This window comes from Xanthobacter albus, from assembly GCF_043194895.2.
Classification (GTDB): Bacteria; Pseudomonadota; Alphaproteobacteria; order Rhizobiales; family Xanthobacteraceae; genus Xanthobacter.
On sequence record NZ_CM195532.1, the window covers coordinates 822,404 to 835,715 of the forward strand.

10 protein-coding genes are annotated in these 13,312 nt (G+C 72.6%); 4 read left to right on the plus strand and 6 right to left on the minus strand.

Annotation, left to right across the window (positions count from 1 at the left end):
* Positions 1 to 89: 89 nt before the first annotated feature.
* The 6 genes from V5F75_RS03650 to V5F75_RS03675 form a co-directional block, all read right to left on the minus strand.
* On the minus strand, positions 90 to 1,847 hold the full coding sequence (locus tag V5F75_RS03650; protein ID WP_394033137.1) for a BatD family protein: 1,758 nt from the start codon (positions 1,845 to 1,847) through the stop codon (positions 90 to 92).
* A 106-nt stretch (positions 1,848 to 1,953) separates the two neighbouring features.
* Positions 1,954 to 4,026: a VWA domain-containing protein gene (locus V5F75_RS03655; RefSeq protein ID WP_394033138.1), complete on the minus strand. Its 2,073-nt coding sequence runs from the start codon at positions 4,024 to 4,026 to the stop codon at positions 1,954 to 1,956.
* Positions 4,023 to 5,048, minus strand: coding sequence for a vWA domain-containing protein (locus V5F75_RS03660; RefSeq protein ID WP_394033139.1), 1,026 nt, complete (start codon positions 5,046 to 5,048; stop codon positions 4,023 to 4,025). Before V5F75_RS03660 ends, V5F75_RS03655 begins: the two co-directional genes overlap by 4 nt.
* Complete coding sequence (locus V5F75_RS03665; RefSeq protein WP_394033140.1) at positions 5,045 to 5,557, minus strand: DUF4381 domain-containing protein; 513 nt, start codon at positions 5,555 to 5,557, stop codon at positions 5,045 to 5,047. Before V5F75_RS03665 ends, V5F75_RS03660 begins: the two co-directional genes overlap by 4 nt.
* A complete protein-coding gene (locus V5F75_RS03670) occupies positions 5,557 to 6,543 on the minus strand; it encodes a DUF58 domain-containing protein (RefSeq protein WP_394033141.1) in 987 nt (328 codons plus the stop codon). Before V5F75_RS03670 ends, V5F75_RS03665 begins: the two co-directional genes overlap by 1 nt.
* Positions 6,544 to 6,554: 11 nt before the next feature.
* A complete protein-coding gene (locus tag V5F75_RS03675) occupies positions 6,555 to 7,475 on the minus strand; it encodes an AAA family ATPase (protein ID WP_393989605.1) in 921 nt (306 codons plus the stop codon).
* Between the two features lie 962 nt (positions 7,476 to 8,437).
* Here V5F75_RS03675 and V5F75_RS03680 point away from each other — a divergent pair.
* The 4 genes from V5F75_RS03680 to miaB all read left to right on the plus strand — a co-directional run bounded on the left by V5F75_RS03680 (position 8,438) and on the right by miaB (position 13,309).
* Complete coding sequence (locus tag V5F75_RS03680) at positions 8,438 to 9,583, plus strand: DUF2778 domain-containing protein (protein ID WP_394033142.1); 1,146 nt, start codon at positions 8,438 to 8,440, stop codon at positions 9,581 to 9,583.
* A gap of 483 nt (positions 9,584 to 10,066) precedes the next feature.
* On the plus strand, positions 10,067 to 10,573 hold the full coding sequence (locus V5F75_RS03685) for a helix-turn-helix transcriptional regulator (RefSeq protein ID WP_394033143.1): 507 nt from the start codon (positions 10,067 to 10,069) through the stop codon (positions 10,571 to 10,573).
* Between the two features lie 117 nt (positions 10,574 to 10,690).
* Entirely contained in the window at positions 10,691 to 11,716 is a 1,026-nt protein-coding gene (cobT, locus tag V5F75_RS03690) for a nicotinate-nucleotide--dimethylbenzimidazole phosphoribosyltransferase (protein WP_394033144.1), read from the plus strand.
* A gap of 174 nt (positions 11,717 to 11,890) precedes the next feature.
* Positions 11,891 to 13,309: a tRNA (N6-isopentenyl adenosine(37)-C2)-methylthiotransferase MiaB gene (gene miaB, locus V5F75_RS03695; protein WP_394033145.1), complete on the plus strand. Its 1,419-nt coding sequence runs from the start codon at positions 11,891 to 11,893 to the stop codon at positions 13,307 to 13,309.
* Positions 13,310 to 13,312 lie beyond the last annotated feature (3 nt).

Consider the following 13,312-nt stretch of genomic DNA (forward strand, 5'->3'; position numbering starts at 1 on the left):
CCCAGGTGCCGTCTTCCTCCACCGCTGGTCCAGCCCCGCGCGGCGCATGAGCGCCCCTTGGCGCCTATCGAGGACAGCGGCCGATGGTATCAGCCCGCGCCGGGATAGAGCGGCGCGAGCCGGGCACCGGAGGGCCGCTTGACCGCGCGCGCCTGCCGACGCGCCCGCTCCAGGGCGCGCAGCATGGCCCGCCCGTCCCAGGCGCGGCCATCGCCGCCATAGAGGTGCCGGGCCAGTGCCTCGGCGGCGGCGTCCAGCTCCGGAGGCGGAGCGGCGAAGGCGCCGAGGCCCACAAGGCGCCCGTAGGCCGCATGGGCGGCGCCGGCCTCGCCCTTGCGGCAGGCAGCCAAGAGATCGTCCAACACCTGCGCCGGATCGTGTGGCACGGGCCGGAGCGGCGGGCGGCGGCGCCGTCGCGCGCCGGCCGGCGGGGTAATCGCCATCATCGCGCCCCGCGCCGCCCGCGCGCGGCGGCGCCAGACGAACGCCAGCACCAGCACGCCGACGAGCACGGCCCCCAGCACGCTCGCGGCAAGCCTGTGGGCCCGCAGCCACCCGAGAAGGGACGACGGCCCCTCCCCTTCCACGGCCGCGTCACGCACAGGCGACGGTGCCGACGCGGCGGCCACCGGGAGGGGCGGCGGCGCGGGCGCCGGGGAACTCTCGGCGCTAGGCCGGATGTCGAGCGTCACCGCCGGCAGCACCGCCTTCTCCTGCCGGGCGGCGGCGAGGTTCCACCAGGGCACCTCGATCGCCGGCAGACTCACCGGGCCGGGCCGGGTGGGCACCACGGAGAAGCGCTTGGTGAGCACGGTTCCCGCCACGCCGTCGATGAGGGTCGCCTCGGCGTGGCTGTCCTCCTCATACTGGCGCAGGCCGTCCACCGGCGCCGCCTCGATGGGTGGAAGCTGGTTCGCGCTCGCGCCCTTGGCGGTAATGGTGATGGTGCGGGTGATCGTGTCGCCCACCTTCATCTGTCCGGGCGGGACCGACCACTCCTGCGAGATGGTGACGCCGCGCGCCGGCAGGAACCAGCCGCTCACACCCTCCGGCCGCGCCTGCACGGTGACGTTCACCGGCTGCGACTTCACGGTGACGGCGCGCTCCGCGAGGCCGCCCATGGCCCCGCGCCCGAGCAGGCCCGGCAGGTCCGATGCCGCCCCGCTGCCCGCGAAGCCGGGCACGCTGGCCTTGAGGCTGACCGGCGGAATGGTGATGACGCCGCTCCTCTGCGGCCGCATCATGTAGCTCTGCTCGATGACCCGGTAACGGCGCCGGCCGCTGGTCTTCACATAGCTGCGCTGGCCGCCGTCCTCGGTGAAGGTGGCGCCCTCGGCCACCGGCTTCTCCATGGAGCCAGAGCGCATGCCGAGGCTGTCGTAGATGCGCAGGGTGACCGGCACGTCGCTCTGCACGAAGGCGGGGGTGTCCGCCGCCTCCACCCGCACGAACAGGGGCTCGTCCGAAGCCTGGGCGCGGCCGGTCGCGGGGGCCGGCACCACCTGCACCTGCGCCGGCGGCGAGGCGAAGCCGCCCACGTTGAGCGACGGCAGGGTCAGCGTGCCCGTGCGCTTCGGGGCCAGCGTCATCACCCACTGATCCACGTGCACCGGCTTGCCATTCACCATGGCGGCGTGGCTGGCGCGGCGGCGGTCGACGATGTCGAAATCGCGCGTGAGTGCGGAGACGTCCGGCGGCTGCCAGCTCTCGCCATCGGTGAGGCTGAGGACGAAATCGAAGGTCTCGCCGGCCGTCACCACGAACCGGTCCGGCGCTGCGCTGAGGCTCGCGGCCTGCGCGCCGGTGCCGAGCGTGGCCGCCAGCAGCAGGGCGGGGAGAAAGGACAAGCGGCGGGAGCGTCTCCCCGTTTCACGGAATCGGGAAGACGCTCCCGATTCCTGCGTTGACGCGTTTTCTTCACGCGAACCGGTTTCCACTTCGCTCGAAAACGCTCTAGTCATCGTCGCGCACCGCCGCTCCGCTGCCGCCGTAATAGGCGCGAATGCGCGCGCGCAGCAGCCCGGCGGGATCGTCCGGCACCATGCGCAGCGCCTGCTCGCTGTTCTGGTCCTGCTCGCTCATGGGCCGCAGCGCCACGGCGCCCGGCTGCCCCTGATCGGCCTTCTCGCCCGCCTCGCCGCCCGGCTGCGCAACCTGGGACGCGCGCTGCGGCTGCGGGCCGGGCCCCTGCGGCTGAGCCTGGGGCGGGGAAGGCTCGGCCTTCGGGGGCTCGGGCGGCGGGTTCTGCGCGGCGCCGGCCTGTTCCGGCTTTTGCGGCGGCTCGGCGCCCTTGGACCCGGCGGGGGCGTTCTTGCCCTGGGCATCGGGCGTCCTCGGCGCGGGCTTGCCCTCGCCCTCCTGGCCGGGGGCCGGCTTGTCGTTGCCCGGCTTCTGGTCCTGCGGCTTGCCCTCGTTCGATTTCTCGTCGTTGGGCTTGGCATCGCCGGGCTTGCCCTCGCCCGGCTTCTGCTCGTTCTTGGCGTCGGACTTACTGTCACCGGACTTGCCGTCGCCGGATTTGCCGTCCGCCTTGTTCTTGTCCTGGCCGCCCTGCCCGCCGCCGGAATCCTGGCCGCCGCCCTGGCCGCCACCACCACCGCCCGACTGTTTCTGCTGCTCCTCCTGGCGCCGCCGCAGGAGCTGCTGCACGAGGTCGCGGTTGAACAAAGCGTCGGCATTTGCGGCATCGCCCTTCAGCGCCGCGTCATAAGCGGCGAGCGCCTCCTCCAGCTTGCCGGCGCGGGCCAGGGCGTTGCCGCGATTGTAGTCGGCGCCCGGAAGGTTGCCGAAGGCGGACGCGGCCTCATCAAAACGGCCGGCCTTGTAGAGGGCACTCGCCTTCCAGGCCGGGTCCTCGAAGCGACCGGCCGCGCCGGCGAAGTCGCCGCCCGCGAACGCGTCGGCGCCCTGCTGGTCCGGCCGACGCCAGAGATCGGCCCAGAGCGTGTCCTGCGTTGGCACGGGCTCAACCTCCTGCGCCCGCGCCTCGGCGGCGGGCAGCGCCAGCACGCCGAGCAGCAGCGCGATGATGAAGCCGCGGCGGAACGCCAGCGGCGCCAGCACCAGCAGCACCACCACCAGATAGGGGCCGGCATCGGCCCACTGGTCGGCGGTCATGCCGCTGTCCTGGAGCGGATTGCGGGCCGGCGCGTCGAGCGCAGCGGAGAGCACCGCGTCGAGGTCGCGGCCATCCACCGCGAGGGGCGTGAAGGTGCCGCGCCCGTCCGCCGCGAGCTGGGTGAGGCGCGCCTGATCCATGCGGGTGAGCACCGGCGCCCCGCCGGCCCCGCGCACGATGCCGGAGGGCCCCTTCAGCGGGCTGCCGGCCACGGTGCCCACGCCGATGACGCTGAGCCGGTAGCCTGCCCGCGCCGCCGCCGCCGCTGCCGCGCGGGTCTTGTCCGGGTCATCGCCCAGGCCGTCCGTGACGAGCACGATGCGGCCCTCGCGCGCGCCGGCGCCCTGCAGCAGCTCCACCGCCTTGGCGATGGCGAGATCGGGCCGGTTGGCGCCAACCGGCATCAGGTCGGTGGCCAGCTCCGGCAGCATCTGGGCGATGATGCGCCCATCCTCGGTGAGCGGGGCGGCCACGAACGGCACGTCGGCATAGACGATGAGGCCGACCTGCCCGCCCCGCATGCGCGCCACCACGTCCTCCAGCTTGTGACGGGCGGCGACGAGGCGGCTCGGGGCCTGGTCGGTGGCGTCCATGGAACGGCCGAGGTTCAGCACCATCACCGTGGGGTCGAGCCTGTCGAGAGCGGGGGCCGGCAGCTTCTGCCAGGTGGGCCCGGCCATGGCGAGGCTCGCCAGCACCCAGCCGGCAAGCAGGATCGCCAGCGGCCAGCGGCCGGCGCCGCGCGCGCCCCGCACCGCCAGATGGCGCAGCAGGTGGGCGTCCACCACGCCGCGCCAGTCCTCGTGCCCGGCCCTCAGCGCCCGCCAGCTCGCGAAGACGAGCAGCAGCGCCGGCACCAGCGCGAGCAGCCACAGCGGCCGCAGGAAGTGGAAATCGGCCGGGATCACGGCTGCGCCTCCCCGGCCGGCGCCGCCGTCCGGCGTGGACGCGGCGCTCTCGCAGGCCGCAGCAGCGCCACGCCCGTGAGGAAGGAGAGCACCAGCGCCGCCCCGAGCGGCCACTGGAACAGGGCCACCGTGGCGTTCAGGTAGAGCGGGTCGCCGGCCACCGGCTCCAGCCGGTCGATGTCGGCATAGATGCCGGCGAGGCCCTGCACGTCGCGGGCGCGGAAATAGCGCCCGCCGGTGATGGCGGCGATCTTGCGCAGGGCGTCCTCGTCCAGGTCGTTCGGCACGTTGACCATCCAGGGGTTGTTCATGGCCCTGGGGTCGGCACCCACGCCGATGGTGTAGATCTTCACATGCTCGCGCTTCGCCAGCTCCGCCGCCTGCATCGGGTCGAGCATGCCGGAGGTGTTGGCGCCATCGGTGAGCAGGATCAGCACGCGCTGGTCGTCCGGCCGGTTGCGCAGGGTCTTGATGGCGAGGCCGATGGCGTCGCCGATGGCGGTCTCCTGCCCGGTCATGCCGATGCTGGAGGCCGCGAGCAGCTCGCGCACCACGTTGCGGTCGAAGGTGAGCGGCGCCTGCACATAGGCGCGGGTGCCGAACAGGATGAGGCCCACCCGGTCGCCCGTGCGGCGGGCGATGAAGTCGTCGGCCACCGCCTTCACCACCGAGAGCCGGTCAATGGGAATGCCGCGCACGGAGAAATCCTGCCGCGCCATGGAGCCGGAAAGGTCCACCGCCAGCATCAGGTCCCGCCCCTCCACCGGCACGGCGATGGGCGGGCCCACATAGGTGGGCCGCGCCGCCGCCGTCACCAGCAGCAGCCAGGCGAGGGCGAGCCCCAGCATCCGCCAGGGGCGAACCCGGCCCCGCCCGCCCACGAGTCCCTCGTCCTCCAGCTCGTGGAAGAAGGGCACCTTCAGCGCCCCCGCCTTGGGGGTGGGCGCGGCCGGCAGCAGCAGCCGCGCCAGCAGGGGCAGCGGCACGAACAGGAAGGCCCAGAGCCATTGGAAGGTGATCATGCGTGGCCCCGGATCCAGCGCCGCACCGCCGCCACCAGGGCCGCGCGGTCGATCTCCTCCGCCTCGGGCGCGCCGGGCGGCAGGTATGGCGCCATGGCAAGGAAGCGGCCGATCTGCGGCGGCACCCCCTGCGGGCCGGCGCCGACGAAGCGCGCGAACGCCTCGCCGGTGAAAGCGGCGGCGGCGGCGTGGGGGTCGCGGCTCAGCAGCACCCGGCGCACCAGCACGGCGGCGGCGGCTCCCACCGCGCGGGTGTCGCCCTGCCGCGCCACGCGCTTGAACTCCTGCAGGGCGCGATAGGCCAGCGTCTGCCGGCGCCGCCATTCCAGGAACAGGCCCAGCGCGACGAGCGCCAGCACCAGCCCCGCCACCGCGAGCCAACCCGGCGCCGGCGGCCAGAAGGCCACCGCGTCCGGCAGATGGATATCGTGCAGGGTGGCGAGCGGGTCCGCGCCGGGGTCCAGCGTCACCGGCGGGGCCTGCGGGGGCAGAACGAGATCCTGCGCCATCAGCCCACCGCCCGGCGCGCGGCGCGGCCGGTCCCGAGCCGCTCGGGGTGGAGAAGGTCGCCCGCGTCCTGCCCGGTCTCCAGCGGCACGAAGGCCATGCCGTGCTGGCGGGCGAAGCTCTCGATGCGGGCGCGCCGGGCGGTGAAGCGGGCGGCATAGGCGGCGGCAAGGTCGCCCCGCGCCGGATCGAGCCGCGCCACCGCCTCGCCGTCGCTGATGCGGTAGGTGCCGCGCGGCGGCAGGCGCGCCTCCAGGGGATCGAAGGTGAAGACGGCGGTCACCTGGCTCGCGTGGGAGAGGCGGTTCAGCTCGCGGGCGGCGGCGGCGTCGAAATCGGCGAAGTCGCTGGCGATGAACACCAGCGTGCCGGGCCGCGCCGCCCCGCGCAGGCGGGCGAAGGCTTCCGCGAGGGTCGGCTCCGGCGCGGCTGCGGTGTCCTCCAGGCCGAGGCCCTGGGCGGTGGCCTCCGCCACGGCCTTGACGAAATGGAGGATGCGCCGCCGGCTGCGCTCGGGCCTAAAGGCGGCCAGCTCGAACGGCGTCAGCACCACCCCGCCGACCCGGTCGCCCCCGGCGATGGCGACCCAGGTGAGCACCGCCGCCGCGCGCGCCGCCAGCACCGATTTGAAGCAGTCGCGCGTGCCGAAGCGCATGGCGCGGCGCGCGTCCACCAGCAGCAGCACCGGCCGCTCGCGCTCCTCCTGGAACAGCTTGGTGTGGGCCTTGCCGGTGCGGGCGGTCACGCGCCAGTCGATGGTGCGGATGTCGTCGCCGGGCTGGTAGGCACGCACCTCGTCGAATTCCATGCCGCGCCCGCGGAAGGAGGAGCGGTGGCCGCCGAACTGGTGGGTGCGCACCTTGCCGCCGGGCGCGAAGCCGCCCACCCCGTCGCCGGGCCGCGCCGCCACCAGCTCCTCCAGGCTTGCGACGAGGCCGTAAAGGGGATCGGTCGCCGTTTCGGCGCGCGCGGGCGGGGTCTGGGGCATGGCGTCGCGGTTCAGCTCACGGGGACGCGGGCGATGAGGGCGTCGAGGAAGTCGTCGGCGCCCATGCCGTCGGCCTCGGCCTCGAAGGTCATCAGCACGCGGTGGCGCAGCACGGGCTTGGCCACCGCCTGCACGTCTTCCGGGGTCACGAAGTCGCGGCCGCGCAGCCAGGCATGGGCGCGGGCGCAGCGGTCGAGGGCGATGGAGCCGCGCGGGCTTGCCCCGAACGACACCAGCCCGTCCAGGTCCGAGCCGTAGAGGGTGGGGTTGCGGGTCGCGAACACGAACTGCAGCAGATATTCCTCCACCGCCTCGGACATATAGGTGGAGAGCGCCGCGCGGCGGGCGGCGAAGATGGTGCTCTGGGAGAGCGGCGCGCCGACCCCCACCACCTCGCCGTTCGCCTCCCCGCGCACGAGGCGCAGGATGCGCCGCTCGGCCTCCAGGCTGGGGTAGTCGATCTTCACATGCAGCAGGAAGCGGTCGAGCTGGGCCTCGGGCAGCGGATAGGTGCCCTCCTGCTCGATGGGGTTCTGGGTGGCCATCACCAGGAACAGCTTGGGCAGGGCATAGGTGACGCCGCCCACGGTCACCTGCCGCTCGCCCATGGCCTCCAGCAGCGCCGCCTGCACCTTGGCCGGGGCGCGGTTGATCTCGTCCGCCAGGATGAAATTGTGGAACACCGGGCCCGGCTGGAAGCGGAAGGAGCCGTCCTCCGGGCGGAAGATGTCGGTGCCCGTGAGGTCGGAGGGCAGGAGATCCGGCGTGAACTGGATGCGCTGCTCGTCACAGTCGATGGCCTTGGCGAGGGCCTTGATGGCCTTGGTCTTGGCGAGGCCCGGCGCGCCTTCCACCAGGAGGTGCCCGTCCGCCAGCACCGCCACCAGCAGCAGGTCCACGAACGCCGGCTGCCCGAGGATGCTGGCGTTCATATAGTCCGCGAGGCGCGCGAACGCGCCGGCGAGGTCGGCGGCGGCCGGCTTCGCGGCGGCGGCGCTCGCACCGGCCTGGGCGCTGACGTCAAAGGCGGCATCGGGTGTCGAGGACATCGCGGGTCGGTTCCAGTTCGGGCGGTCGAAGGGCCCCTTATAGCGCTCTCGCGGCGCGATACGCACGGGTGTGCTCATCATGACTTCGCGCGCAAAAGGGGGCGCTGCGGGGCGCGGCGCCCGCCTGCGTGCTCTTGACGCAGGCGGAACATCCCCCTTCCGCCATCACGGCCGGCGGATCGGCGCCGGCGCTCGATTCCGCGGCGACACCCCGCGCCTTCCGCTGCGTCGGGAAGACCCCGTCCCCGCTTGCCGCAGCCGGGTGCCACACCCAGTTGTGAAAGCGCGGCCGGTGCCGGCGCCGGGCGCGCGTGTATGACTTGAGCCCGACAAGTCCATGGCCGGGAAAGGGGAGATGGTATGCGGATGAGCTGAGGCGGAATACCGCCCATGGTGCGCCGCAGCGTGCCGGGCGTGGAGGCTGGTAACAGGTTCCCCGGCCGGGGAACGATGGCGGGCAGGACCTGCTGCCGTCACTCCTTATTCTCGCCTTTTCAATCTGTTCCGGTCCCCGTAAAGACATTGGTTACGAAACCGGCCTAGGGTCCGGGCGAGTGCCTTGAGGTGGGTCGCCGCAGTGCGGCAGCCGCCGGAAGGCCGGCCCTTTCCGGGTCCGAGGGAAGGGCATCGCGGATCATGGTATCCGGCATCGCCTCGGACATGGTGTGGTGATCGTGGGCTGGCGTCGGCGGGGTGGGGCTCAATCTCCGGAATCACGAGATCCGGCGGGCCTGCGCGAGGCGGTTTCCGGGGCGGCAGCCTCGGGCAACCGCGGCATGGAAGACTGGCTGCCGGGGGACCGGGGCCGGGACGGCAGTGAGGCAGCCTTTCGAGCATCGAGGGTCATGGCGGAACCGAATTTCACAACGGACCCGGATTTCGACCCGGATCTGTACGACGAGGCCCCGCGGCGGCGCTGGCGCGCGGCGCATGTCGTCGCGGCGGGTCTCGTGGGCGTGTCGGTGATCGCCGTCGGCGCCTTCGCCGCCACCTCCGGATTCGCGCGGATCGAGCCCGAGACCACCGTCGACCGCATCGACTACGCCGCGCTCCGGGCGGCCATCAACGCCGGCCCGCGCATCTTCACCCTGGCCAGCGCGACGGATTCCGTGAGCCGGGCCGACGGACTGCCGTCGGCGGGCGCCCTCGCCGTCGATTCCTACTGGATTCTCAGCCCCGGCCTCGCCGCCGCGCCGCAGAGCTTCGCCACGCCGCCCCTCGCCGCGGGTTCCAACCCGGAGCGCGACGCGCGCATCGCCGCCATCATCATCGAGAGCGTGCCGGTGCCCTCGCGTAACCCGCTGGTGGCCGGCCGCCTGCCGGAGGTGGAGCCTTCCGCGCCGGCGGTGCCGCTGCCGCTGGGCAATCCGCTGCTGCGGGGCCGCCGCCAGCTCGCCTCCCTCACCCCCGGCGACCTGCCCGAGATGCCCGCGCCCGCCAGCCGTCCGGCGGAACCGGCGGCGCCCGCCCCCGCATTGCCCGCGGCCCCGAGCGCGCCCGCCGTGCCGGGTGCGGTGGAGCAGGAGATTCCCCTGCCCACGCCGGGCAGCGGCTTCGCGCTTTACGACATCGAGGGACGCACCCTCTACATGCCCAATGGCGAGAAGCTGGAAGCCCATTCCGGCTATGGCGAGGCCATGGACGACATCCGGCAGGTGGCGCTGAAGATGCGCGGCCCCACCCCGCCCAACGTCTATACCCTGCGCCCGCGCGAGGCACTGTTCCACGGCGTCGAGACCCTGCGCCTCAGCCCCGTGGGCGGCAGCAAGATGTATGGCCGCGACGGCTTCCTGGTCCACCCGTTCATGATGGGCCCGCGCGGCGATTCCAACGGCTGCGTCTCCGTGAAGGAGCACACCAAGGTGCTGGAGGCCTATCGGCGCGGCGAGGTGAAGAAGCTGGTGGTGGTGGCGCGCCTCGCCAACAGCCAGAAGCCCGCCCCCTCCCTGCTCTCCTGGCTGCTGCCGAAGCAGCAGACACCCGCACAGTGATCGTCGCGCCTCGCGCCGCCTGAACGCCACGCCTCACCGACGTTGGCGCCAGCGCTCACGCTCCGGCGGCGGTTGCGTTTTGGTACTTGAGTCCATTGCCCCCGCTCTGCGACCGGCGCCAGGCGAACGCCGCTTGGCGGTGGAGGCCGGTCATGCGCGGGTTTCTCCCAAACGCGGCGCGGGCTTGATCAAAGGCCAGTCAAAGGTTCACCGGCCCTTGGCGTCGCCATCCTCGACATTTCGGCGCTTCCCGTCTCCACGTCCTCGCGGGCGCCCGCCTTGGCGGCTGCGGCACACGTCTTGACGACAAGATATATCAAAAGATATGTTCGCCTCAGATCGTATCTAAAGACATATCTTAGGAGTCTGACAATGTTCGGATGCCGATCCTTCCGGGATGAAGCCCATTGCGCCGGCGAAGGCGGGCGGGGCGAGATGCATGGGTCGCGCGGCGGTCGTGGGCGCGGTGGTGGCGGCGGCGAGATGTTCCGCATCGGCCGCATGCTGGCCCATGGCGACCTGAAGCTGCTCGCGCTCTCCCTCATCGCGGAGCAGCCGCGCCACGGCTACGAGATCATCAAGGTGATCGAGGAGAAGACCGCCGGCTGGTATTCGCCGAGCCCGGGCGTGGTCTATCCCACCCTCACCTTCCTGGAGGAGGCGGGCTACGTGACCGCCGAGCCGGACGGCGCCAAGAAGCTCTATTCCATCACTGGGGAGGGCCGCGCCTACCTGGAGCAGAACCGCGACTTCGCCGACGCCATCCTCGCCCGCCTGTCGCAGATCGGCGACAAGATGAGCCGCGTGCGCAAGTGGATGGGCTGGAGCGAGAGCGGCCCCAATGCCGGCGCGGAGCTGCCGCGCCTCGTCGAGGCGGCGGTGGAGAACCTGCGCGACATCGCCCAGCAGAAGCTGGAGCAGAGCCGCGCGGCGGAAACCCGCATCGTCGAGATCCTGGCCCGCGCCGCCGCCGAGATCCGCGAGGCCTGAGCCTCCCGCCGGACACGACCACCGGCCCCTCTCCCGGCGCCGCATTTGCGATGTGGCGCCGGGCGCTTTATTGAGCGCGCATGATCGCGCCGTCCCGCGCGCTGCCCTGGGCTATCCATGTTTGCTCCCGAAACCGGCCTCCCCTTCGACGATATCCGCGCCCTCATCGCCACCATGCCCGGCCCCGACGAGGGCGCCCGCGGCGCGGCGCTGAAGCGCCAGAGCGAGCTGGTGAAGCCGCCGGGCGCCCTCGGCCGGCTGGAGGAGATCGCGGTCCACGTGGCCGCCTGGCAGGGCAATTCCATGCCCGTGGTGAACCGGCCCATGGTGGCGGTGTTCGCCGCCACCCACGGCGTGGCGGACCGGGGCGTCTCGCCCTATCCGGGCGCGGTGACGCGGCAGATGCTGGATACCTTCACCGCCGGCAAGGCCGCCGTGAACCAGATCTGCGCCACCTTCGACGCCGGCCTGCGGGTGTTCGACCTCGCCCTCGACCATCCCACCCCCGACATCAGCCGCGAGGCAGCGCTGGACGAGAAGGCCTGCGCCGCCACCATGGCGTTCGGCATGGAGGCCATCGCCGGCGGCTCCGACCTGCTGTGCCTGGGCGAGATGGGCATCGGCAACACCACGGTGGCCGCCGCCATCTGCCACGGCCTCTATGGCGGCACGGCGGAGGACTGGGTGGGCGCCGGCACCGGCTCCACCGGAGATGTGCTCACGCGCAAGATCGAGGTGGTGCGCGAGGCGGTGGCCCTGCACAAGGACCACCTGAAGGACCCGCTGGAGCTGCTGCGGCGCCTGGGCGGGCGCGAGATCGCCGCCATGGCCGGCGCCATCCTCGCCGCCCGGCACGAGAAGGTGCCGGTGATCCTCGACGGCTATGTGGTGACCGCCGCCGCCGCCGTGCTGCACGCCATCGACCCCTCCGCCCTCGACCACTGCCTCGCCGGCCACGTCTCGGCCGAGAAGGCGCACGGGGCGGTGCTGGAGCGGCTCGGCCTCAGGCCCGTCCTCGACCTGGGCATGCGGCTGGGCGAGGGTTCGGGCGCGGCGCTCGCCATCGGCGTGGTGAAGGCGGCGGTCGCGTGCCACCGCGGCATGGCCACCTTCGCCGAGGCCGGCGTTTCCCAGGATAGCTGAGGCGCCAGGATAGCTGAGGCGCGGCGCCGGCCCGCGCCGGGATGTCCGCAGTTCCCAAAGCCCCCGTTTGCCGGTAGGATCACAAAATCCTGAAGCAACGGGGGGCGAACCGATCCGGCGTCACGATCACGTCGCGCCCGCGCGCGAAGGTGTGACCCGGCAGAACACGCGACAATGCAGCAGCCCCGCAAGCTCTATGTGAAATCCTTCGGGTGCCAGATGAACGTCTACGACTCGCAGCGTATGGCGGACACCCTGGCGCGCGAGGGCTATGAGGAGACACAGGATCCGGCCGACGCCGACCTCGTCATCCTCAACACCTGCCACATCCGCGAGAAGGCCGCCGAGAAGGTCTATTCGGAGCTGGGCCGCCTGCGCAAACAGAAGCAGGAGGCCGGCGCCGACACCATGATCGCGGTGGCCGGCTGCGTCGCCCAGGCCGAGGGCGCCGAGATCATGCGCCGCGCGCCGGTGGTGGATCTCGTGGTCGGCCCCCAGAGCTACCACCGCCTGCCCGAGCTGCTGGCCGAAGCGAAGGCGGGCCGGCGCATGGTCGACACCGACTTCCCGGTGGAGGACAAGTTCGACCACCTGCCCGCACCCACCCTCGCCGCCACCCGCTCGCGCGGGCCCGCCGCGTTCGTGACGGTGCAGGAAGGCTGCGACAAGTTCTGCACCTTCTGCGTGGTGCCCTATACCCGCGGCGCCGAGATGTCGCGCCCGGTGGCGAAGATCCTGGACGAGGCCCGCAGGCTCGCGGACCAGGGGGTGCGCGAGATCACCCTCATCGGCCAGAACGTCAACGCCTTCCACGGGGAGGGCGAGGACGGCGCCACCTGTGGCCTTGCCCGCCTGCTGGAGAAGCTGGCCGGCATCGCCGGCATCGCCCGGCTGCGCTACACCACCTCCCACCCGCGCGACATGGACGACGCGCTGATCGCGGCCCACCGCGACCTGCCACAGCTCATGCCCTACCTGCACCTGCCGGTGCAGTCCGGCTCCGACCGCATCCTCGCCGCCATGAACCGCAAGCACGGGCGCGAGGCGTTTTTCGCGGTCATCGAGAAGATGCGCGCCGCCCGGCCGGACCTTGCGCTCTCGTCGGATTTCATCGTCGGCTTCCCCGGCGAGACCGACGCCGACTTCGAGGACACCATGGACCTGGTGCGCCGGGTCGGCTTCGCCAGCGCCTATTCCTTCAAGTACAGCCCCCGCCCCGGCACCCCGGCCGCCGAGCACGAGGCCCAGGTGCCGGAGGAGGTGAAGAGCGCGCGCCTCGCCATCCTCCAGAAGGAGCTGGAGGCCTCCAAGGCCGCCTTCGACGCCGCCTGCCGCGGCCGCACCTTCGACATCCTGCTGGAGAAGCCCGGCCGCCAGCCGGGCCAGCTCATCGGCCGCTCGCCCTATCTTCAGAGCGTGGTGGTGAACGACCCGCCCGCCCGCATCGGCGACATCGTCACCGTCACCATCACCGATGTGGGGCCCAACAGCCTCGCAGGGCGCTACCAGGGCGGCCCCGCCGCGCCGGCCGCTCCCGCGCAGATCGCCCGTTCCCGTGGCCCGGCGGCCCATGCGGCGCCCTTGGAGGCTTAGAGC

Bases quoted from the DNA above. Each gene is read 5' to 3' on its own strand.
- V5F75_RS03660 (WP_394033139.1), bottom strand. From the start codon at position 5,048: ATGATCACCTTCCAATGGCTCTGGGCCTTCCTGTTCGTGCCGCTGCCC.
- V5F75_RS03665 (WP_394033140.1), bottom strand. From the start codon at position 5,557: ATGGCGCAGGATCTCGTTCTGCCCCCGCAGGCCCCGCCGGTGACGCTG.
- V5F75_RS03670 (WP_394033141.1), bottom strand. From the start codon at position 6,543: ATGCCCCAGACCCCGCCCGCGCGCGCCGAAACGGCGACCGATCCCCTT.
- V5F75_RS03675 (WP_393989605.1), bottom strand. From the start codon at position 7,475: ATGAACGCCAGCATCCTCGGGCAGCCGGCGTTCGTGGACCTGCTGCTG.
- V5F75_RS03680 (WP_394033142.1), top strand. From the start codon at position 8,438: ATGGCGGAACCGAATTTCACAACGGACCCGGATTTCGACCCGGATCTG.
- V5F75_RS03685 (WP_394033143.1), top strand. From the start codon at position 10,067: ATGTTCCGCATCGGCCGCATGCTGGCCCATGGCGACCTGAAGCTGCTC.
- cobT (WP_394033144.1), top strand. From the start codon at position 10,691: ATGTTTGCTCCCGAAACCGGCCTCCCCTTCGACGATATCCGCGCCCTC.
- miaB (WP_394033145.1), top strand. From the start codon at position 11,891: ATGCAGCAGCCCCGCAAGCTCTATGTGAAATCCTTCGGGTGCCAGATG.